The organism is Pseudomonas sp. EA_15y_Pfl1_P101, from assembly GCF_963970835.1.
GTDB lineage: Bacteria > Pseudomonadota > Gammaproteobacteria > Pseudomonadales > Pseudomonadaceae > Aquipseudomonas > Aquipseudomonas tritici.
In genome coordinates this window covers 24,368-45,631 of the sequence record NZ_CAXAPA010000007.1, presented here as the reverse complement: position 1 = coordinate 45,631, position 21,264 = coordinate 24,368, and the positions used below count along the sequence as shown (strand labels likewise).

16 protein-coding genes and 2 pseudogenes are annotated in these 21,264 nt (G+C 57.8%); all 18 read right to left on the bottom strand.

The features are described from left to right. Positions 1 to 294: 294 nt before the first annotated feature. Positions 295 to 1,104: pseudogene (locus AACY36_RS12645) on the bottom strand (RHS repeat-associated core domain-containing protein); the annotation flags it as partial. Positions 1,105 to 1,117: 13 nt separating this feature from the next. Next, positions 1,118 to 1,987 carry a tetratricopeptide repeat protein gene (locus AACY36_RS12640; RefSeq protein WP_339436637.1) on the bottom strand — a complete coding sequence of 290 codons (870 nt, stop codon included), beginning with the start codon at positions 1,985 to 1,987 and terminating at the stop codon, positions 1,118 to 1,120. Positions 1,988 to 1,995: 8 nt separating this feature from the next. Next, positions 1,996 to 3,021, bottom strand: a pseudogene (locus AACY36_RS12635) (RHS repeat-associated core domain-containing protein); the annotation flags it as partial. 121 nt (positions 3,022 to 3,142) lie between these two features. Next, positions 3,143 to 3,733, bottom strand: coding sequence for a hypothetical protein (locus AACY36_RS12630; RefSeq protein ID WP_339415058.1), 591 nt, complete (start codon positions 3,731 to 3,733; stop codon positions 3,143 to 3,145). A gap of 112 nt (positions 3,734 to 3,845) precedes the next feature. Next, on the bottom strand, positions 3,846 to 4,283 hold the full coding sequence (locus tag AACY36_RS12625; protein ID WP_339497196.1) for a hypothetical protein: 438 nt from the start codon (positions 4,281 to 4,283) through the stop codon (positions 3,846 to 3,848). Positions 4,284 to 4,435: 152 nt separating this feature from the next. Further along, positions 4,436 to 4,744 carry a hypothetical protein gene (locus AACY36_RS12620; RefSeq protein WP_339415060.1) on the bottom strand — a complete coding sequence of 103 codons (309 nt, stop codon included), beginning with the start codon at positions 4,742 to 4,744 and terminating at the stop codon, positions 4,436 to 4,438. Further along, positions 4,741 to 5,280: a hypothetical protein gene (locus AACY36_RS12615; protein WP_167655916.1), complete on the bottom strand. Its 540-nt coding sequence runs from the start codon at positions 5,278 to 5,280 to the stop codon at positions 4,741 to 4,743. Before AACY36_RS12615 ends, AACY36_RS12620 begins: the two co-directional genes overlap by 4 nt. Beyond that, entirely contained in the window at positions 5,274 to 9,656 is a 4,383-nt protein-coding gene (locus AACY36_RS12610; RefSeq protein WP_339497195.1) for an RHS repeat-associated core domain-containing protein, read from the bottom strand. Before AACY36_RS12610 ends, AACY36_RS12615 begins: the two co-directional genes overlap by 7 nt. Positions 9,657 to 9,668: 12 nt before the next feature. Next, positions 9,669 to 10,103 (bottom strand): DcrB-related protein, encoded by a 435-nt coding sequence (locus AACY36_RS12605; RefSeq protein WP_145337401.1) that lies wholly within the window; start codon positions 10,101 to 10,103, stop codon positions 9,669 to 9,671. A gap of 14 nt (positions 10,104 to 10,117) precedes the next feature. Further along, positions 10,118 to 12,061, bottom strand: coding sequence for a type VI secretion system Vgr family protein (locus AACY36_RS12600; RefSeq protein WP_339497193.1), 1,944 nt, complete (start codon positions 12,059 to 12,061; stop codon positions 10,118 to 10,120). Positions 12,062 to 12,217: 156 nt separating this feature from the next. After that, a complete protein-coding gene (tssH, locus tag AACY36_RS12595) occupies positions 12,218 to 14,881 on the bottom strand; it encodes a type VI secretion system ATPase TssH (protein ID WP_339428287.1) in 2,664 nt (887 codons plus the stop codon). Then, complete coding sequence (tssG, locus tag AACY36_RS12590) at positions 14,874 to 15,917, bottom strand: type VI secretion system baseplate subunit TssG (protein WP_339415064.1); 1,044 nt, start codon at positions 15,915 to 15,917, stop codon at positions 14,874 to 14,876. Before tssG ends, tssH begins: the two co-directional genes overlap by 8 nt. Further along, a complete protein-coding gene (gene tssF / locus AACY36_RS12585) occupies positions 15,881 to 17,740 on the bottom strand; it encodes a type VI secretion system baseplate subunit TssF (protein WP_339436644.1) in 1,860 nt (619 codons plus the stop codon). The genes tssG and tssF overlap by 37 nt, the downstream gene beginning before the upstream one ends. Continuing rightward, complete coding sequence (tssE, locus tag AACY36_RS12580) at positions 17,737 to 18,252, bottom strand: type VI secretion system baseplate subunit TssE (protein ID WP_034116446.1); 516 nt, start codon at positions 18,250 to 18,252, stop codon at positions 17,737 to 17,739. Before tssE ends, tssF begins: the two co-directional genes overlap by 4 nt. After that, positions 18,246 to 18,671: a hypothetical protein gene (locus tag AACY36_RS12575; RefSeq protein ID WP_048723565.1), complete on the bottom strand. Its 426-nt coding sequence runs from the start codon at positions 18,669 to 18,671 to the stop codon at positions 18,246 to 18,248. The genes tssE and AACY36_RS12575 overlap by 7 nt, the downstream gene beginning before the upstream one ends. Next, positions 18,671 to 19,123, bottom strand: coding sequence for a type VI secretion system amidase effector protein Tae4 (locus AACY36_RS12570; RefSeq protein WP_048723566.1), 453 nt, complete (start codon positions 19,121 to 19,123; stop codon positions 18,671 to 18,673). Before AACY36_RS12570 ends, AACY36_RS12575 begins: the two co-directional genes overlap by 1 nt. Positions 19,124 to 19,202: 79 nt before the next feature. Continuing rightward, positions 19,203 to 19,691 carry an Hcp family type VI secretion system effector gene (locus AACY36_RS12565; RefSeq protein ID WP_034116443.1) on the bottom strand — a complete coding sequence of 163 codons (489 nt, stop codon included), beginning with the start codon at positions 19,689 to 19,691 and terminating at the stop codon, positions 19,203 to 19,205. Positions 19,692 to 19,766: 75 nt separating this feature from the next. Continuing rightward, positions 19,767 to 21,263, bottom strand: a complete 1,497-nt coding sequence (gene tssC, locus AACY36_RS12560) for a type VI secretion system contractile sheath large subunit (protein ID WP_339415066.1) — start codon at positions 21,261 to 21,263, stop codon at positions 19,767 to 19,769. Position 21,264: the final 1 nt, after the last annotated feature.

Here is a 21,264-nt window from a genome sequence, read left to right as displayed (position 1 = left end):
GCCGGTTTTGACCAGTGAGTTGTGTATGGCTTGGGACATGAGGCGAATCTCCAGCTTCCCGCGCTTAAGCATCTGATTGGGTCCCATCCCACGAGCGCGCCGCAAACGATTCTCCTCGGCATGCACCATGTCGTGATGCTCGGGAGAGAGGGCAATCGACGGGTTGCCTTTGTAACGCCGACCTTTGGCGATACCTTTTTCTTCCAGAAATTTATTGCGGACAATCTCGTGTGCTTCCAGTCCATCATTCTTGTGGGCCTTTGCACCGTAACCTGCCACTTCGCCTTCTTTGAGCAGGCCAAGCGGATCGATCCACCCGGAGGTATTGGGTGCGTATTGGTAAAGGTTATAGCCACCCGCCAACCCAATCGGATCCGGCGTCGTAAACCGCCCAACATCCGGATCATAAAACCGAAACGTGTTGTAGTGCAGCCCAATTTCCCGATCCAGGTACTGCCCCTGAAACCGTAAATTCTGTTCTTCAATAAAGTACGCTTCACGTACCTCTTGAGTCGTATTCCCCCACACCCGATACAACGCCTGCCACACCGTCTTCCCATCGGCTTCGGTCAGTTGCTCCGGCAACCCGTTCAGGTCGTTGTGATAGTAGCGCACGCTCTGATGCTCGCCCGTGCCATCCACTCGGGCCAGCGGCGCATAGCTGTCTTCTTCATAAATGTAGAGGCTGGTCTGGCTACGCCGATGCTCCTGCAACAGTCGCAAACCTTCCCAATCGAATCGGGTTTCACCCAGCGGGTAGCCGTTGCTGTCATGTTCGGTTTTAGCGATGCGCCGGCCAAGCGGGTCATAGGTCATTGTCACGACCGTTTCGCGCCCGTCCTTCTGGCTGCGCACTTCGATCAGCCGGTGCTCGGCGTCGTAGGCGAAGCGTTGCAAACCACGCGCAGCGCTGCGTTTTTCGATCATTCGACCAAAACCGTCATAACGGTAGCGCTTGTCCTGATAAGTCAGCAGCTTGTTATGCACGACCAGCCCTGCACTGGCTGGCGGCCCGTCCAGCAAGTTGGCGGCGGCGTCGTAGGCGAAGGTTTCCTGCTGGCCTTGAGCGTTGTCCTGGCTGGCGATGATGCGACCGGTGGCGTTGCAGCTATTGAGTTTATTTTTTGCTATTCATCACTGGATCGGCGAGATTTTGATCGCCGTCGTTGAGTCTTTGTAAAAGTTTGATTGCACGCGAAAAACCTTGAGCGGCGGAGCGTTCCAACCACGTTTTAGCCTGTTCAAAATCCTGTTCAACTATCCACCCATCAACGTACATCTTTGCTAGGTCGAATTGGCCATGGGCATCACCTGCCTCGGCTCTGGGGAAGTGGAACGCGACTGTTCCCGCAGTTGTGTCAATCTCCCAGTAATCGCGTTTATTTGCTTGGAATAGTCGAACAGTTTGATCGTTGACCCATTCGACCGCACCTAGTAATGATTCAAAGAGGCCCAGTGAGATGCTGATCCGCGTAGCTGTAAAAAATGTTTCAGAGGTTTTTTTTGCGCCCTGCACCAACACGCCTATGTTGATGTATTGATCTGTGCGCCATGCAGCCGTTGCGCTGAGTGTCTTTGACGGGTTTTTAAGTGGCCGCCCCGTAGTACCTGAAAACTGATACTCACGCTTGATGACCTCGGCGTGGAGCTTGTGTATTGGATCGCTATCCCAGCCCTTTAGCGCCGCCAGTGACAAAAGTGCTTCATTAATATCTTCGATTAACGACTGGCGGATGGTACGGTCTGAAGCGTCTATAGGCAGGTTATCGAGGTGCTTGAACGGGTAAAAGTAGGTGCAGACATCCAAGAGTGTTTGCTCTTCTTCGACAGGGGCTGGTTGCAGAATTACCTTGGAAATCCCCCCTGCTGGCACTTTGCACTTGGTCGCAAGAAGATAAATGTAGAGTACAGCTGCCTCTCGAATGTTGTGAGCCTGTAGGCGCTCCGAAGGGAAGGCAATATCGAGTGTTGATAAATATTTGCTCATCAGAATCTCTATCTCGTCGCGTTTGGCAGTGAGTTGCCCACTGGATTAATTCCAACCTTTGGAAACGTAGGTGCCTGACCGGCCCTCTGAGCGGCTACCGAGTAGCCATTGACTCTACCTTGTTCAACTTTCAGTGCCTTGGACCGCGTAACATTTTTTCTAATGATGGCCGATTCGTACTTGTCGGTGCCGGGGCCCCTGTTGAGTCTGCGGACCTGAGATTCTGCTCGGTAAGACTTCCCTTTCTTAGAGACTTTCCCACCACTAATTCCGTATTTGTAAACCTGCCCCGTCGTTTTGTTGCGGATGACGTAGACGTGATTCACCTTGTTATTTTGCCTAGAGTTTCCGTTCGCTGCTCCGCAGGTTTTCCATCCCCATGGATCTATCCATGCAATCGGGTTGGGTGCGTATTGATAGAGGTTGAATTCGCCGTCTAACCCAATCGGATCCGGCGTCGTAAACCGCCCCACATCCGGATCATAAAACCTGAACGTATTGAAATGCAGCCCAGTCTCCCGGTCCAGGTACTGCCCTTGGAACCGCAGGTTTTGCTCCTCGATATAATAAGGCTCGCGCACTTCCTCCAGCGTGTTGCCCCACACCCGATAAGTCGCCTGCCAGACGCTGTGCCCATCGGCCTCGGTTAGTTGCTCGGGCAACCCGTTCAGGTCGTTGTGGTAGTAGCGCACGCTCTGATGCTCGCCCGTGCCATCCACTCGGGCCAGCGGCGCATAGCTGTCTTCTTCATAAATGTAGAGGCTGGTCTGGCTATGCCGATGCTCCTGCAACAGTCGCAAACCTTCCCAATCGAATCGGGTCTCACCCAGCGGGTAGCCGTTGCTGTCATGTTCGGTTTTAGCGATGCGCCGGCCAAGCGGGTCATAGGTCATTGTCACGACCGTTTCGCGCCCGTCCTTCTGGCTGCGCACTTCGATCAGGCGATGCTCAGCGTCATAGGCGAAATACTGTACGCCACGCGCTGCACTGCGCTTTTCGATCATGCGACCGAAACCATCGTAGCGGTAGCGTTTGGCCGCCGCCGTAGTACAGGCGGTTGAGCCAACGCCCTTCGGGCAACTGCGTCTGATCAATTAGCTACAGAGCTCTGTTAGCCAAGCGAATCTTTAGCAGGGGTCAGTGCAGTCACATAGCTCAGCAAGCTTGGGTGATGGTATGGAAACTCTGTTTCCCTTCATCAAAAAACAGGTAAGCCTGAGCGTTGTCATGGCTAAGCTCGCTTATGTCGAGCTGGCCCAGGAAAACCATAGGCTTCCCATCCACCATCGGCCATACGGGACTTTGAAGCCATTTCGGTGGGAATTTCAGGTACCGAAAATCAAATTTTATTTTTTCCTTCAGCCAAGCCTGCAGCTCTTTAGAACTGAGATTTTTTCGCTCTTCAACCAGCTTGGAGAGATAGTCCGATGGTAGCGACAGCCATTTTGGCTGAACTTTTAGCGTCAGATTGAATAGGTTTTCGTACTTTTTTTCCACCGTGTGGGTGATTTTTTTCTTGGTTAGAACAGTAGATAGAAGTGTCTGAACGTTGTAGATAGATTCTAAGCTTTGATAGTCCTGACTGATTGTGTAGGTGTAGAGATCAGGCTCCGTAACATAAGCAGGGAGGCTGTTCTCACTTTTGAGCAATGCTTCGACTGCCGGGTCTGCGTATATTATTTCTTCAAGTGCTTTAGGCGAAATTGCCCCTTCGACGAATTGCTTGATGATTTCTATAGCTGTCATTATTTGGTTCCTAAATGTCTAAATTCATCAAGCGCGGCGTGCTGTTCCAGAGTAACTTCGCGCAGGTTTCGAGGGTTTAAGGCATGGAGGTATCTACGAAACCCAGGGCGATTCAGTGGCCTGGTATCCAGAACAAGCTTTTACCTCCGGATTTAATGATTTTCTCAACCAGCTCAGTAAATGATTTTGCGATCAGCGTGCTCTCATCGACCGTCGGGTAACTGTCCCAGAACGAGTCGTAGCAATAGCCAAATTGCGGGCGGGGTTTCAGGTCAATTGAAATTATTTGATCCTCACATTTAACGAGCGCGTACCAGTTAGCTGAGTCTGGGTCGTCCAAGTCTTCGTTCATAACGACAAAGTCGGAACGTTCAAGCTCTGGCGTCAGAATTGTGAAGCTGTACTGTGCCTTTGGATAGAAAACAGCGCTGCTGTAATGCTTATAAAAATCGGCCAAGTCATCGGGGACGAGATTGCTCGGCAACCCAGTAGAAGGCGTTGTCGTGCAGTCAGAATTCTCTATCAAATCAACGATTTTAATCAGGCTCATCTTCCGCATCCCTTACGCAGGTAGGTTTTCATTGCTTTGTTGTACAAACCGCGTGAAGCCTTCGGGAAACCTTTCGATAAAGGGGACGGATGTATTTGATTTTTTTACTTACTTGGCTAGGCGATCCTTAAATGAATCTGTCTCCTTTTTCTTCACCAATCACCTCGCCACTCCTCTGCGTACTCTGAAGTTGGGTCTAGGCCCACGATCTCCCCTATAGCATAAATATGCTCAAGCACAGATTCGCGCTCAACAGTTTCTATTTCGTCCTCGAAGTTGTTGATGTTGAGTATGCACTGTTTGAAGTTTTCCAGAATAACTAGTTGAGTTTCTTTTTCGGGAAGAAGCATTAGGTTATCGATGAGCCTGTCGAAAAGGATCTTTACCTTGGCAGCAAATTTTTCTTCGCCGCCCAGGTTAAGGTGATATGTTTTAAAGTTTTGTAGTTCTTTATTTTTCATATGTTTTTTGCAGAGGGTACTGAGATGCCTTTGAATAAAAATTCCTTTGACTTATCCCAGTTTATTCCGTTATCGAAATAATTTATCAAGCGTTCTCGCAATTTTTCCGGATCACCGACCATGCCAGAAAGCTCATATTTGTATATTGTTTCTAAGTCATCGCTGAGCGTTAGATTATTCTTCAGAACCTTAGCCTCCAACTCGTCAAGAGAGTCGGGTAGTTCGATCAAGTCGGCTCCATAGTTACCGCCAATGATGGCTCTCAGCATTTTTTTTTCCGGAGGGCGTTTATCAATGGTTATCTCATCCGGTGACGGTGTGCTGACAGCTAAACTTTTCAATGCCTTGGTCGAGGTGAAGATAAAGAATAAGGTATTGGCTTTTCCAAGATCCATACCTTTCCATTCATCTTGAGCACATGTTAGATCAAAGAATTGAAGATAGTAGTCTGCACGCATCTGGACAAGAGTGTACAAGTCTTCTTTCAGTTTCAAACTGAACACCTTGCCCTCTTCCCAAGTGATTTTTTTCAACATCTTCCAGGACCTTTAGGTTTGCTAGTGGGCTTTTGAGGCTTAACACCTCTGTGTTTATCAGCGGCAGCTAAGTAAATACCCCGCCTTTTGTTTTTCGGACCTACGGGCCTTTGCTTATTGGCGACAGGTCCTTCTTTCAATTTGTCCTCATAAATCCTTTGTTCTAAACCACGTGCAATATCTTTACCTTCTTGTCCGTTTCCTTTGAATACGGCACGCGGTGCTACGTCGAAAATGTCCTTGTTAGGGTAACGATAGTTCAACACATCTCGGGCAGAGTGCCCCAGTCCAGGTTTGCTGGCGTAACCCACATAAGGTTTACCGTCTTTTACGCCGACGTAGGTGATGTGGGTCGCTTTCGCTGGGTCACCTGCCCACCCCCACGGGTCAATCCAGCCAATGGGGTTTGGCGCGTACTGGTACAGATTGAGTCCACCCATCAACCCAATCGGATCCGGCGTAGTAAACCGCCCCACATCCGGATCATAAAACCGAAATGTGTTGTAGTGCAGCCCAATCTCCCGATCCAGATACTGCCCCTGGAACCGCAAATTCTGCTCTTCGATAAAGTACGCCTCACGCACTTCTTCGGCCGCATTCCCCCACACCTGATACCGCGCCTGCCACACCGTTTTCCCATCAGCTTCGGTCAGTTGCTCAGGCAATCCGTTCAGGTCGTTGTGGTAATAGCGCACACTTTGATGCTCGCCCGCGCCGTCCACTCGAGCCAGCGGTGCATAGCTATCTTCTTCATAGATATAGAGGCTGGTTTGGCTGTGCCGATGTTCCTGCAACAGGCGCAAACCTTCCCAATCGAATCGGGTTTCACCCAACGGATAACCGTTGCTGTCATGTTCGGTTTTAGCGATGCGTCGTCCGAGCGGGTCATAGGTCATTGTCACGACCGTTTCGCGCCCATCCTTCTGGCTACGCACTTCGATCAGGCGATGCTCGGCGTCGTAGGCGAAGCGTTGCAAACCACGCGCAGCGCTGCGTTTTTCGATCATTCGACCAAAACCGTCATAACGGTAGCGCTTGTCCTGATAAGTCAGCAGCTTGTTATGCACGACCAGCCCTGCACTGGCTGGCGGCCCGTCCAGCAAGTTGGCGGCGGCGTCGTAGGCGAAGGTTTCCTGCTGGCCTTGAGCGTTGTCCTGGCTGGCGATGATGCGGCCGGTCGCGTCGTAGTGCAGCAGTTGACGCTGGTCCCGATGCTTGTCGCGGTCGCGCTCCAGGCGTCCGATCAGGTTATCGGCCGGGTCGTAGTCGAAGTGTTTTTGCTGGGCGGCCGGCAGTTGCGTGGGCTGGCCATTGGGGCGGCGTATCCGTGAGCGCAGGCGGCCGCTGCGATCATATTCGCTGCGCGTGGTGATCTGGCCTTGGGTACGCAGAACTTCACGGTGTAGACGGTCGCGCTCAAAGTCGCTGATGACGTGGCCGTCGAGGTTGATCTGGTGCAGGTGACCGCTGCCGTAGTACAGGCGATTGAGCCAGCGGCCATCGGGCAGTTGGGTCTGGATCAGGTTGCCGAGTTCGTCGTAGTGATGGTTCAGGCTGCCGGCGGCGCTTTGTTCGGTAATCAGTTGACCAAGCGGATCGTAGGCAAAGGCCAGCGCCTGAGTGGTCTCATCATTACCTGTGAAAGTGACGGTGGTGAGCTGGTCCACCGGATCGTAGGCGTACTCGGTACGGCCATCATCGGTAACTTTCACCAGCAAGCGACCAACCGCATCGCGTTCCAGGCGATGCACGATAGGGGACGGCACTGCCAGTCCTTCATTCGAGGGGACGTACTCTAAGGCAGCCAGATTATCCAACGCATCATAGTCATAACGTCGGGCACTGCCGTCCAAGTCTTGCTGTTCCGTGAGGCGGTCTGCCTCGTCCCAGGCAAAACGGTAGCTTTCCGCGTTTTCATTGGTCAGGGTTTGCAACCGACCATAGGCGTCGTAGCGGAACTCAATCTGCCTGCCGTGGGCATCTATTCGTTGGCGCACTTGCCCGCGACGGCCGTATTGGTAGCGAGTGGTGTGACCCGCTGCATCGGTATAGCCGATCAACAGACCGCTGGTGTCGCGCAGGTACTGCTCGATGCGACCGTCCGGCATTTCGGTTTGCAGCAGGCGGCCTTGGCTGTCGTGTTGATAACGCTGCCGTTCACCCAAGGCGTCGATGACTACCTGCAAGTGGCCCTGGCGGTCGTACTCAAACGCTGTGGGGTACCCTGAACAATCGACATGCTGAATTAACTGTCCGGTTTCATTCCAGCGCAGGGTTTTGCTTTTACCCGTGGCGTCGATGATCTCCACCACCTGACCAAATGTGTCGTAGCGATACTGTGTGACATGCCCCAAGGGGTCGATTTCACTGACGCAATTGCCTCGTTGGTCGTACTGATATTGCCACGCTTGGCCTGCCGCATCGGTCTCCACCAACGGCAGTGACCAATGTTCCAGCCACAATGTGGATTCAATACGCCCCAACGGATCCTGAGTGCTGCACAGGTTCCCGGATTCATCGTAGCCGAACTGCCATTTACCGCCTTGAGGATCCGTTGCACCGAGCAACTGACGCTCGTCGTTCCACTCGAATTGCCAAGTCTTCCCCAGATTGTCGGTGTACTCGGTGATCTGGTACTGCGGGTTCCAGCGGCGTGTGCTGACGCGTTGCAAGCCGTCCGTAATCCGGGTCACACCGGCCGACAGGTCATAGTCGAACCGGTACTCGTCACCTTCATCGGTCCAGTGCCGCACCACACGCCACTCGCTATCTCCCACGCATTCCCAGTGGTAGTAGCAACGTAGCCCGGTGGGTAGTTGGTGCTCGATCATCCGCTGGCCGGCGTCATAGGCAAAACGACGTTGCACGTTTGCGGCGGCGTCGCGAACTTCAGCCAGGTCGCCGCGAGTGTCGTAGGCATAGCTGACGAGGGTTTCTCGACTATGGTCGGGGTAAACGCGATCGACTCCCTCTACCCGCGCCGGCCATTGTTGGCTGTAGCCGAGTTCGACGCGCACATGGTCGAAAGTATCTCGTAATTGGCTCAGCCGACCCTGGTCGTCATAGTCGAGAAAAATGCGGTTGTCATTGCGATCCCCTAACTGGCTGAGGCGCAGTTGCGAGGGAGTGCCTGGTGTTGGCTCGAACAGCCGATAGAGCCCATCAACGCTTTCAATCAGTAGTTGGCCATTGGTATTGCGCCGTACGCTCAAGCCTTCTCCTGCGCTGAATACGGCACCGCCCAGCGGGATGACACCCATGTCGATCTGTCGCGCTTGCTCATCGGTATAGACCAGCCGTTCCCCACCTTCGGGGTGTACGCCAATCTCGACGCAGACCTCGTAGATCACGCTCCAGCTGGCACCGAACAGACCGTCGCGACGCTCGTCCCGGCTGCTGTAGTAGCGCTGCCACTCGATAGGGAGCAGGCCGGGCAGGGCGAAGTCCAGATCGTCTTCCCCATCAAGAATTTTCGCGCCGGTGGAGCTGTGTACCGGGTTGGGCGAGCCTGCTACTGCAGAGGTAATGGCATTGGTCACTTGGCTGGTGCCCCACGACACCAGTCCACCAACAACCATGCACGGCAGCTTGCTGAAAAACTTGGAGCCGCCGCCACGCAGCATCAACAGTGCGGTCACCGCCAGCCCGACACCGGGTGTCTTGCCGCTGCGGATCTCGCGTACCACTACGGGGCTTCCGCCAATACGCACGTTGCTGGAGATCATCCCCGACTCGACAATCGAGGCGTCGCAGGTGCTTCGGTCACCGCTGCGGGCGGCCGGCTGACCGTTGATAGTGACCTTGCTGGAGCCTTCGGCAATAAACTGCGGCGGCATCGGCGGATGCTTGGTGCAGATCACGATATCCAGCGGTTTGGGTACTGCGCCTGGTGCAGGAACCGCCACTGTGGGTCGCCACATCTGCGAGAAGAAACCCTTGGCCATGTCCAGGTAGCTAGCCTCTTCGGGGCTACCACCTTCGGCAGGTTGCGAGCTGACCGGGCCGATGGCGCCTGCGGCACGTGCAGAGGGTATGCCGTTGGTGAAGGTGTTGTGGGAGCCGGTGGCGATTGTTGCCATCACCACCGGCGGGAATAACGCGCTGCCTATCCAGTCACAGACTTTTGTCAGCCCTTTGTCCGCCCCCGTCTTGCTCATGCCTATGCCGACGATAATTCCCACCACGGCGCCCAGCACAAAGCAGCCTAGCCCGCCGGTTACGACCGTAATACCGGTGGCGGCCACAATCGCAGCAGTGGCAACGGCCGTAATAGCGATGTTGGCCGCAATTTCCAGCACGCCTCCCAGGATGTCGGCCATCGCCGAGGTGTGCAGCAGGCCGTCGCCGAGACGTGCCGCCCAGAGTGCGTCAGACATGGAATAGGGACTTCAAGGCTTGGGATTCAGCTGCAAGGTGCTTTTGATGGTTGCCCAATGGGCGCTTTCAGCATCGCCCAGGGGTTGGGCTTTGACATAACTCAGGGCAAGCATCTGCCGAGTGCCGGGTATCACAAGCGCTAACTGGTATTGATGGATACGCTCGGTGCCCTTGCTGAACTGGTTATGCACTTCGATGGCGTCTATATCCTGCGCCGCGCCTACACGAAGTGCCTTGGCCGGTTGGTAGCGCAGGTCCTGTACCTGCTTCTCCAGCTTCGCCAGTTGCTCTTCGAAGTTGCTTTGCAGCGTCTCACCATCACCTAGGAGGCTACGGCTGACGATCAACGACGTACCCAGAGCGGCGAACTTCAGGATATTGATGGAAGCATCCTGAACGTCATCGCTGGGCAGCGTGAATTGCAGTTCGTTAAGTTGATAGGTCATGAAACGGAATCTCGTTATTGGCCGGAAGGCGGGTTAGGAAACATGGAATTGACGGCCGCGTCGATTTCACCCTTGACCCCTTGGCCCATGGGGGTGGTGCCGCCTTTGCCACCAATGTTCAAATGCAAATTACCTCCGGTGTTGATCTCCGAGCTGCCTTCGGAGTAAACGTTAATCTGCACGCCGGTGAGGTTGATCTGCCCGCTGGCGTTGAGCTCCAGCACGCTCTTGCCACAGACCAGACGCAGGTTTTCACCCACTTCAATCAGGTAGCTCTTACTGATGGCATCGGTCTTGCTGAACCCCACCATGAGCATGTCGTCATGCTTGACCGCACGCACGCGGTCGTTGCCGACCGTTACTACCTCGTCATGCCCAATACTCTTATTCCGGTCATGCCCCACGGAATGGCTTTCGTCGACTTCGACGACGATGTCCTGATTCCGCTCGGCATGGATATACAACTGCTCCAACCCCTTCTTGTCCTCCATGCGGATTTCATTGAAGTTGGCCGGCGTGCCACCTTTGCTGGATCGACTCTTCATGCCGCTCTGAGTCGCGTTCTCCGGTAGGTCGTAAGGCACCGTCTGCTCGGCGTTGTACACGCGGCCGGTGATGATCGGCCGGTCGGGGTCGCCTTCGAGGAAGCTCACAATCACTTCCTGGCCGATCCGTGGAATCTGCATCGAGCCCCAGTTTTTCCCGGCCCAGGATTGCGACACACGAATCCAGCACGAGCTGTTTTCGTTGGATTGGTCGTGGCGGTCCCAGTAGAAATGCACCTTCACGCGGCCGTATTGGTCGGTCCAGATTTCCTCGCCTTTGGGGCCGACCACCAGCGCGGTCTGCGGGCCTTTGACGACAGGGCGGTGCGTATTGGCCAGTGGGCGGAAGCTTTGTTGGGCGTCGATGCAGGTGAGGCTGCTTTCAAACTGCGCCGACCCCGAGCCGCCGCCGCTTTCCAGGCTTTCCTGGACGATGTAGTAGCGGCAGCCGACGATCAGGTATTCGCGGTTTTGGTCCTGGCGACTGAAGCCGGTCAGGCTGAACAAATGCCCTGAACCCAGGCCACGGGCGTTGCCGCTGAACTCGACCTGTTCGTGCAGGGTTTGCAGGGCTTCGATGCGGGTGCGCGCATAGTGCTCGCCGTCTTCGCTTTGCACGTAGGTGCCGGGGTAGTCGTACAGCGGATAGTCGCCGGCGGTGTGCGGACGCGGCATGGCCGAGCGCACGTCGATGCTGGCGCTGGGGCGCTGGAAGTCGTAGTCGTTGAGCTCCAGCGAGCCCGGCTGCACTTCGTGCGCCAGGTGCCAGTTGTGCATGTGGTCGCGTTCGCGCTGCTGCTCGTCCTTGGGGTAGTACGGGATCGACGCGTAGCCGGGCACGCTAGTGTGGGCGCCATAGGCGTCGGCCAGCACCAGCACATGGCGGTCCTGTTCGTGGCGGAAGAAGTAATAGATGCCTTCCTGTTCCATCAAGCGGCTGACGAACTCGAAGCTGGTCTCGCGGTACTGCACGCAGTATTCCCACTCGCGGTAGGGCCGGCTCAGGGCGTCTTCGAAGTCGGAAAAACCGAGGTCGCGAAACACCTGCTTGATGATCTGCGGGATGTTCAGGTTCTGGAAAATCCGGCAGTCCGAAGTGCGGCTGAGCAGCCACAGCCACGGGCGCAGCGTTACCTGGTAACTGGCGAACTGGCCCTGGTCGATGTTCTGGCTGCAGCGCGCAACGATGCCGTGGAAATGCCGCTCGCCGCCATCCGCCAGTTGCAGGCCCACGCTCATGGGTTTGCCGAGCAGCTGGTTGAGGTCGATGTTGGCGTCCAGGGACGTCAGTTGCAGCTCATAGTTGAACAGCCTGCCCAGCTCTTCACCGCCGCCCATTTCATTGAGCAGCAGCACATCCGGCCCGAGAGGGCTGGTGATCTTGGCCAGGCGTGAGGCTTGGTTGAATAGCATTGGGCGTCCTGTAAAGGTCTTGATTACTGAAGGAACCGAATCCAATGTGGGAGCTGGCTTGCCTACGATAGCAATTGAACATTCAACATTTATGTTGACTGATACACCGCTATCGCAGGCAAGCCAGCTCCCACATTTTGACCGTGTTCCGTCAGGTCAATCTGCGTCGCTGAAGTCGTAGTGCAATTCATTATCCCGGCTGCTGATCCTCACGCCCGCCAACGCCTTGCCTTCCAGCATGCGCGTGAGGAATTCACGGCTCATGTCCGGCAGCAGGCTGTTGGTCAGGATGGTGTCGATCATGCGTCCACCGCTTTCGGTCTCGGTGCAACGAGAGACGATCAGGTCGACCACCTCGTCGTCGTAGTCGAAGGCGACTTTATGGGTGTTTTCCACGCGCTTCTTGATGCGGTCGAGTTGCAGGCGGGTGATCGCCTTGAGCATCTCGTCGCTCAGCGGGTAGTACGGAATCGTCACCAGTCGGCCGAGCAGCGCCGGCGGGAAAATCTCCAGCAGCGGCTGGCGCAGGGCCTTGGCGATTTCTTCCGGCTCCGGCACGTTTGCCGGGTCTTTGCACACCCGGGAAATCAACTCGGTACCGGCGTTGGTGGTCAGCAGGATCAGGGTGTTCTTGAAGTCGATCACCCGGCCTTCGCCGTCTTCCATCACGCCCTTGTCGAACACCTGGAAGAAGATCTCATGCACGTCCGGGTGGGCTTTTTCCACCTCGTCCAGCAGCACCACGCTGTAGGGCTTGCGCCGCACCGCTTCGGTCAGCACACCGCCTTCGCCGTAGCCGATATAGCCCGGTGGCGCGCCCTTGAGGGTCGACACGGTGTGGGCTTCCTGGAATTCGCTCATGTTAATGGTGATGACGTTCTGCTCACCGCCGTACATAGCTTCGGCCAGCGCCAGCGCGGTTTCGGTCTTGCCCACGCCGGAGGTGCCGGCCAGCATGAACACGCCAATCGGCTTGCTTGGGTTGTCGAGGCCGGCGCGAGAGGTTTGGATGCGCTTGGCGATCATCTGCAGGGCATGGTCCTGGCCGATGATGCGTTTTTTCAGGTGCTGGTCGAGGTTGAGCACCGTTTCCAGTTCGTTGCGCGCCATACGGCCGACCGGGATGCCAGTCCAGTCGGCGACCACCGAGGCCACGGCCTGGTAGTCCACGGTCGGCAGGATCAGCGGGGTTTCGCCTTGCAGCGCGCTGAGGCGCTGTTGCAGGTCGACCAGTTGCTCGCGCAAGGCGTCGTCGCCACTGTCTACGGCGCCGGCTTTCTCGCGCAGGGTTGCACGGGTGGCGAGGAGTTCATCCACCAGGGTTCTCTCTTCGGCCCAGCGGCCTTCCAGGGTCGCAAGACGTTCGCGTTCTGCGGCCAGCAAGGCTTCGCTGTTGCTCTGGCGCGCGCCAATGGCGATGCCGATGGCATGCTCGCGGGCGATGATTTGCAGCTCGGTTTCCAGCGCTTCGATGCGACGGCGGCTGTCGTCCACTTCCGCCGGCACCGCGTGCAGGCTGATGGCGACGCGGGCGCAGGCGGTGTCCAGCAGGCTCACGGATTTGTCCGGCAACTGACGCGCCGGGATGTAGCGGTGGGACAGCTTGACCGAGGCTTCCAGCGCCTCATCGAGGATCTGCACCTGATGGTGTTTCTCCATGGTCGAAGCCACGCCACGCATCATTAGCAGCGCCTTGTCTTCCGACGGCTCGGCAACCTGTACTACCTGGAAGCGGCGGGTCAGGGCTGGGTCTTTCTCGATGTGCTTTTTGTACTCGGCCCAAGTCGTGGCGGCCACGGTACGCAAGGTGCCACGGGCAAGGGCGGGCTTGAGCAGGTTGGCCGCATCGCCAGTGCCTGCAGCACCACCGGCACCCACCAGCGTGTGGGCTTCGTCGATAAACAGAATGATCGGCTTGGGCGACGCCTGGACGTCTTCGATGACCTGGCGCAGGCGCTGTTCGAACTCGCCTTTCATGCTGGCGCCGGCTTGCAGCAGGCCCACGTCGAGGCTGCGCAGTTCCACGTCTTTGAGTGCAGGCGGTACGTCGCCGGCGACGATACGCAGGGCGAAACCTTCGACCACGGCGGTCTTGCCCACGCCGGCTTCGCCAGTAAGGATTGGGTTGTTCTGGCGGCGGCGCATCAGGATGTCGACCAGTTGGCGGATCTCTTCGTCACGCCCCACGATAGGGTCAAGCTTGCCGCTGCGTGCCTGCTCGGTCAGGTCGACCGTGAAGCGTTTGAGCGCTTCCTGCTTGCCCATCGCGCTCGGCGCCATCGCACCGCTGGCTTCGCCCGGCACGGCGCCGGCATTGAAGCCATCGCTGGCGCTCAGGGCATTCTCCGGCGAGTCACCGACGTATTCATCAAAACGCTCGCTCAGGGCTTCGGCTTTGATCTTGTCGAACTCCGACGACAGGCTCAGCAACGCATGACGCAGGCTCGGCGTCTTCAAAATACCCAGCACCAGGTAACCGGTACGCACCTGGCTTTCGCCAAACATCAGGCTGCCGTAGACCCAGCCGCGCTCCACGGCTTCTTCCACATGGGACGACAAGTCAGTGATCGAGGTCGAGCCACGCGGTAGGCGGTCCAGGGCTTCGGTCAGGTCACGGGCCAGGCGCGCCGGTTCAACGTTGAACTGGCGGATGATGCGGTGCAGGTCCGAGTCCTGCAGTTGCAGCAATTGGTGAAACCAGTGAGCCAGTTCCACATACGGGTTGCCCCGCAGCTTGCAGAACACGGTGGCGGCTTCGATGGCCTTGTAGGCCACGCTGTTGAGTTTGCCGAACAGTGCGGCGCGACTGATTTCACCCATGCTCTGGATTCCTTGAGGTGGTGGCCTGATCGGCGTAATGCCGGGCCAGGATTAGGTCGTTGGCGTCGTGCGCAGGGCGACCGAGCCAGGTGTTGAAGCCCAGGCGGAACTGGCCGTTGAGTTGTAGCGCCGGGACTTCGGGTTGTTGCAAAACCAGGTTCAGGTCCCAGTCCAATTCATGGCCCAGGTACTCGGCCACCCACGCCACCAGCTCGTTGAACGGCTGATGGCCGGGCAGCATGCCCATGTAGTCATCCAGCTTGAGCGGCCCCAGGCGGATACGGAATTTGTGCTGGCGGTCCCACACGAAGCTGCCCAGGCAAAAGTCCACACCCAGCCTGTGGGCGCTCACGCCCACGCGGCTGCGCTCGGGCAGTTCCAGCCATTGGCCGACGTATTCTTCTATCTCCACCGGCAGGCCGAAATACTCGCCGAGGATCGCCTTCAAACCGTCCGGGTAACGGGTTTGCGCCGACAGGTGGCCGCTGTAATGCAGCTTCGCCGTATCAGGGATGAGTCCCTGATTGAGCAGGCTCGGCATACCGCGCCCGCTCAAAGCCGCCAGGCGTGCAGACCAGTAATCATCGTCTGGACGGTCGTGGCTGACCGTCGGCCGTGCCTCCGCCCAGGCCCGGTAAAACAGGCTCAGCAGGCGATGGTGGAACACATCCAGGAATTGCTTGCTGGTGCTGTCGGCGTTGTTGCGCTGGCGCTCGCGCACGTATTCGGTGATATGCAGCGGCAGCGGGCCGTTGGGGCCGCCGAGGCCAAAGAAGAACTGCTCGAGTCGCGCCGGTTTGCCATCGCCACCCGGATCGACCGAGGCCAATGTGGCCGGGGCGAAGGTGCAATCGGCCTGCTGGCCCAGGCGCAGCGGGTCATCCGCCAGGCGCAGGGAATGGCCCAGACGCGGCAGCTCGGGCGATTCACACTCGATACGCCGCAGCGCCTGGAAGAAATCGTATTCCCAGGGCTCCTGATGCATCGCATCCAGGGTACTCACAGGGTCGGACGACGTCCGGGCTTGGCTTTCCATCGCATGATCTCGCCGCGTTCGGTGGTACGGATCACCGTCTCGGTAAAACTGTTGATCGACACGTAGCGTGCCAGGAAGCGTTCCAGTACTGCACCGAGCAGGAACACGCCGGTGCCGCGAAACGCGTTTTCATCAAATTCCAGGGTGATTTCCAGGCCACGCCCAAACACAATCGGGCCGGGCATCGGCAGGCGTCGGGTCACGGCTTTGCTGCTGACTTCGCGCAGGCCTTCGATCTGCAATTGCAGGGCGGCGTCGTTGCTGTCGCCATACAGGCGCAGCAGTTCGCGCAAGGCGCCGGCGCCTTGGCCCTGTTCGCTCAGCGAGAGGTAATTGAGCGACAACTGACTGATCAGGCGCCAGGCCTTGGCATCGTGGGCGTGGCTGGGGCGCGGGCGGCTTGGGCCAGCCACACACCGCACGGCCAATACTGGCGCGCTGTCGGCCAAGGTAAAGTCGGTCTTGCCATTGCCCACGGTCATGAACAAAGGCAGATCGCGGTTGGTGCACAGCGCCGTCACGCCGAGTTGGCGCAGGTCATGGCGGTAGGGCGACTGCCGGCTGTCCACCAGGCTGACAAAGGTTTCGCTGCCCACGTAAGTGGAGCGCGGGCCGTTGCGGCGCTGGTCGCTGGACAGCACTCGCGGCTCACGGCGCACCGTGTAATAGGCCTGGTCGCGGCCGTAGCGGGATGGATCGCGTACCGCGTAGAACGGCAAAAACGGCTGCTCCGGCCCGGTGCCGTGGCCGGTGATGCTGCTCAAGGAGTGAATCTCGAAATCCATCGGCCGCGTGCGGTCAGCGATCACATGGTGTTCGTTGACGCGGTCAGACAGGTGAATACGGTCCACACGTTTCGGGAACAGGTTGATCGCCGGGGTGCAGAACGGCAGGAACTGCGCCGGGCCGACGCTGCCTTCCAGGCTCGGCTCGTGGCGATCAAACAGCACGATCAGTTCCAGCTCCTGACCGTCGCAGCGCTTGACCGCACGGCTCAGCTCGGCGAATTCGACGAACAGGAAACGATGGGGCAGGGCGAAGTATTCCTGCAGCAGGCGATAGCCCTGGAACGCGCGTGCAACCACCGGCATGGCCGCGTCGGCATCGTCAAAACCACGGGAACGCAGCGCGTCTGGCGGCAGGCGCTCGACCCAATCGCCGCCGGGTTTGCGCGCGAACACCGCGCAGGCGTTGCCCAGCAGCTGTTCGTAAAGGCGAAACGGTTGCTCATCGGCACCACTGAGGTACAGCGGCAGGTTATCCAGGTCGAGGCTGTTGAACGGCAACTCGGCGCCGGTGCGCAGAGTCAGGCGCAAACCCGCTTTGGCCTTCGGCTCGCTTGCAACCAGGCGCCCGAGCACGGCGGCGGGGTTGCCGAAGTACTCGGCGTTGCTCACCTGCAACGGCCACAACGTCACCGGGTGGGCGGTGCGGTACTCGCAGCAAGTCTGGGTTTCACGGCCCAGCGCGGCACGCAATACCGTGTCGCGGGGCAGGGGGAAACCGCTGGCCAGCGAGCCTTCGTCCGGGTCGGTCTGCAATTGCACCACGGTCATCGACGGCGTCGGTGCCAGGTAGTGCGGGTAGGCGATTTCCAGCAGGTTGTGGGTGAAGGTCGGGTATTCGGCGTCGAGCTTGAGCTGCACGCGGGCCGTGAGGTAGGCAAAACCTTCGAGCAAACGTTCGACGTACGGGTCGGCGCAGTCCATACCGGACAGGGTCAGCCGACTGGCGATCTTCGGGTATTCCTTGGCGAACTCGGCGGCGCTTTCGCGCACGTGGTGCAGTTCCTGATTGTACAGCTCCAGCAGGCGCGGGTTCATGGGCGTCTCCGCTGGTCGGCGTTGACCACACGTACGTGGCCAGACTCCAGGTCCAGGTCGGTTTGCAGCAACAGGCGCAACGGCACCGGCTGCGCCCACAGGTCGCCTTCGATCTCGAAACTCAGCGCGTTGTGGTTCATCTCGCCATGGCCGACGCGGGCTTTGACGCGCAGGGTGTGGCGCAAAATGCGTGGCTCAAAAGTGGCAATGGCCTGGTAGATCAGGGCTTCAAGCGCCTTGATGTCCACGCTGGAAACGCTGTTGCCCGCGAGCGCCGGCAGGCCGTAATTGACCACCGAGGTACCGGCCGGGGTGTGCAGCGTGGCGTCGGCATCCAGCAACGACGTGGTGTTGAGCAGCCACGCCAGGTCGCGCAGAACCGAGGCTTTTAATTGGGTCAGGGACAGCACGCGTTTGTCGGCGCTTTCCTTGGGGTTGGTTGGGTCATCGTCGGTCAACCGGTCCAGCAGGGATGGTTGCAGACGGTCGCGGGTGGCGATTTCGGTTACCACGTAAAGGGCGCCACATACATTTTTTGGTCGCCACCCGAGCCGCAGGATGCAAATGTACTAACGGGGGCCGCTTCAAACAGCCCTTGAGACTGACGAATAGCTTGCATCTTGCTGAGGCAGTCGCGGCTCGGCGCAGGCATGTGCTCGCTGTGCCAGACCGCAAAAATCGGAATGTCGTTGAAGGTCTCTACGCGCAGTTTTTGCTGTCTATCCAGGCTGAAGCTGCAAGGCCACGCCATGTCCAGCTTTATGTGGTTTTGGTCTGGCTTGACCAGCGTGCATTGGCCCTGTTCATCAATCAGCTTGAGCTGTTGCCCGACGAAGACGGCCTCGGTCGCTGGATTCTCGGCATGTTCGGCGCAAGCGCTCAGACTGATCAAATTCATGGTCAGGCAGAGGGTGAGTAGTGGTTTTTTCATTATGTGAGCTCCCAAAACCAGACAGCTCTGGAGCGGAAAAAGAGATCGCCAGTTTGGGTTATTCCTCGGTTCCATAGATCAATATGGTCGCCGGTACGGTTATCCAGGGACTCGCCTGATTGCTGGAAACAATCCTTGAAAAAGATGAGCCCGGTTTTGCCCATCAGCGTGCGACGGTCTTCGGCGGTGTTACCCAAAATGGCCGGTCGTCCCAGATGCCTTTTCCACAGCCAATTAGCCAACGACTCGGCACCCCTGGCGTGTTCATGGGCACACTTGGGCTCGGTATAGGTAGATTTGTTGACCTTGATGGTCAGCTCGGCGTTGAGCACCAGGCTCATGCGGATAGCGCATTGATTGGCCCAGGGACCATTGCAAGGGTCTGCTTTTGGATGCGTAACCAGAAGATCGGAATACGCTTTCCACAAATTGATGAACGAAGGTTTGGCCATGACTCAGATACCGAAGAGGAAAAGGTCGAATGCGAGCAAGCACCAAACCTCCGGCGCGTGGCGCCAGAGGTGTATCGGATCAGCGCTTAGTGTTGGAACGGATATTCCAGCCAAACTTGATCGGACCGCCGTCTTTGGTGCCGTCGGCTTTCTGCGGCTGGTAGTCGACCATCACCTGGGCGAAGTTCAGGGTGACGTTTTCGGTCAGGCGATCATCGGTGCCCGAACCGCCGGTGCTCAGGGACGTGACCAGCACTTCTTCCAGGTTGATTACCATGTACTCGACTTGGCTTTCGCCACCGGCCTTGCGCACGGTCAGCTTGACCTTGTCGATGTGCTTGCCGCTGGCGCAGTGCATCATCAGGTTCGGCGAAGCCTTGTCGACGTACTTGGTCAGCGACAGGTCCTGGATATTCACCTTGCCCGCGCCGCCGCCACCGCCAACGTGCATGTTGCCGGACTGGGCCATGCCCCAGCTCCAGTTCAGTACGTCGATTTCGTCCTTGTGGGCCTTGTCCATGGACTCGCCCTTGATGTCGCCGATTTTGATGAAAATATCAACAGCCATGTTTTCTCCCTATGTGGCACGGGCCACTGAAGTGGGTGATCGTTCCCACGCGGAGCGTGGGAACGAGCGAGTTACTTAGGCACTTTTTGCCGAAGGCAGCTTCGATACCAGGCGCAGCGACACGGTCAGCCCTTCGAGCTGGTAGTGCGGGCGCAGGTAGAACTTGGAGTTGTAGTACCCCGGGTTGCCTTCCACTTCTTCCACGATCACTTCGGCGGCAGCCAATGGGTGCTGGGCCTTGGTGGTTTCGGTGGAGTGCGCCGGGTCACCGTCTACGTAGTTGAGGATCCAGTCCTGCAACCAGCGCTGCATTTCGTCCTTCTCTTTGAAGGAACCGATCTTGTCGCGCACGATGCACTTCAAGTAGTGAGCGAAACGGCAGGTGGCGAACAGGTACGGCAGGCGCGCCGCCAGGTTGGCGTTGGCGGTGGCGTCCGGGTCGTCGTATTCGGCCGGTTTCTGCAACGACTGCGCACCAATGAACGCGGCGAAGTCGGTGTTTTTCTTGTGCAGCAGCGGCATGAAACCGTTCTTCGCCAGTTCCGCTTCACGGCGGTCGCTGATGGCGATTTCGGTTGGGCACTTCATGTCCACGCCACCGTCATCGGTCGGGAACGTGTGGGCCGGCAGGTTTTCCACTTCGCCGCCGGACTCGATGCCACGGATGCGCGAGCACCAGCCGTAGTGTTTGAACGAACGGTTGATGTTCACCGCCATCGCGTACGCGGCGTTGGCCCAGGTGTACTTGGAGCTGTCGGCACCGTCGGTGTTTTCTTCGAAAGCGAAGGCTTCCACCGGGTCGGTCTTGGCGCCGTACGGCAGGCGTGCCAGGAAGCGCGGCATGGTCAGGCCGATGTAGCGCGAGTCTTCCGATTCACGCAGCGAGCGCCAGCCCGCGTATTCCGGGGTGGTGAAGATCTTGGTCAGGTCGCGCGGGTTCGACAGCTCCTGCCACGAGCCCATGCCCATCACGGTCGGCGAGGCCGCAGCGATGAACGGGGAGTGCATGGCGGCGCAGACTTTCGACAGCTCGCCCAGCAGCTCTACGTCGGGAGGCGACTGGTCGAAGTAGTAGTCGCCCACCAGGCAACCGTACGGTTCGCCGCCGAACTGGCCGTATTCTTCTTCGTACATCTTCTTGAAGATCGGGCTCTGGTCCCACGCGGTACCCTTGAATTTCTTCAGGGTCTTGTGCAGGTCCGGCTTGGAGATGTTGAGCACGCGGATCTTCAGCTGCTCATCGCTCTCGGTGTTGTTGACCAGGTAATGCAGGCCACGCCAGGCGCTTTCCAGCTGCTGGAAATCCGGGTGATGGATGACCTGGTTGACCTGGGCGGTCAGCTTGGCGTCGATAGCGGCGATGATCGATTCGATCGACTTGATCGCGTCATTGGACACCAGGTCGGTTTGCGCCAGAGCCTGTTCGGCCAGGGTGCGCACGGCCGTTTCGACGGCTTCGCGGGCACGCTCGGTCTTTGGCTTGAACTCTTGCAGCAGCAGGTTCGCGAACTCGCTGGCTTCTTCGGTGGCACCCAGGATCTGGGAGCCTTCGCGGGCGGTATTGTCAGTCATG

Bases quoted from the DNA above. Each gene is read 5' to 3' on its own strand.
- AACY36_RS12640 (WP_339436637.1), bottom strand. From the start codon at position 1,987: ATGAGCAAATATTTATCAACACTCGATATTGCCTTCCCTTCGGAGCGC.
- AACY36_RS12610 (WP_339497195.1), bottom strand. From the start codon at position 9,656: ATGTCTGACGCACTCTGGGCGGCACGTCTCGGCGACGGCCTGCTGCAC.
- AACY36_RS12615 (WP_167655916.1), bottom strand. From the start codon at position 5,280: ATGTTGAAAAAAATCACTTGGGAAGAGGGCAAGGTGTTCAGTTTGAAA.
- AACY36_RS12625 (WP_339497196.1), bottom strand. From the start codon at position 4,283: ATGAGCCTGATTAAAATCGTTGATTTGATAGAGAATTCTGACTGCACG.
- AACY36_RS12570 (WP_048723566.1), bottom strand. From the start codon at position 19,123: ATGGCCAAACCTTCGTTCATCAATTTGTGGAAAGCGTATTCCGATCTT.
- AACY36_RS12630 (WP_339415058.1), bottom strand. From the start codon at position 3,733: ATGACAGCTATAGAAATCATCAAGCAATTCGTCGAAGGGGCAATTTCG.
- AACY36_RS12620 (WP_339415060.1), bottom strand. From the start codon at position 4,744: ATGAAAAATAAAGAACTACAAAACTTTAAAACATATCACCTTAACCTG.
- tssG (WP_339415064.1), bottom strand. From the start codon at position 15,917: ATGGAAAGCCAAGCCCGGACGTCGTCCGACCCTGTGAGTACCCTGGAT.
- AACY36_RS12565 (WP_034116443.1), bottom strand. From the start codon at position 19,691: ATGGCTGTTGATATTTTCATCAAAATCGGCGACATCAAGGGCGAGTCC.
- tssF (WP_339436644.1), bottom strand. From the start codon at position 17,740: ATGAACCCGCGCCTGCTGGAGCTGTACAATCAGGAACTGCACCACGTG.
- AACY36_RS12600 (WP_339497193.1), bottom strand. From the start codon at position 12,061: ATGCTATTCAACCAAGCCTCACGCCTGGCCAAGATCACCAGCCCTCTC.
- AACY36_RS12605 (WP_145337401.1), bottom strand. From the start codon at position 10,103: ATGACCTATCAACTTAACGAACTGCAATTCACGCTGCCCAGCGATGAC.
- AACY36_RS12575 (WP_048723565.1), bottom strand. From the start codon at position 18,671: ATGAAAAAACCACTACTCACCCTCTGCCTGACCATGAATTTGATCAGT.
- tssC (WP_339415066.1), bottom strand. From the start codon at position 21,263: ATGACTGACAATACCGCCCGCGAAGGCTCCCAGATCCTGGGTGCCACC.
- tssH (WP_339428287.1), bottom strand. From the start codon at position 14,881: ATGGGTGAAATCAGTCGCGCCGCACTGTTCGGCAAACTCAACAGCGTG.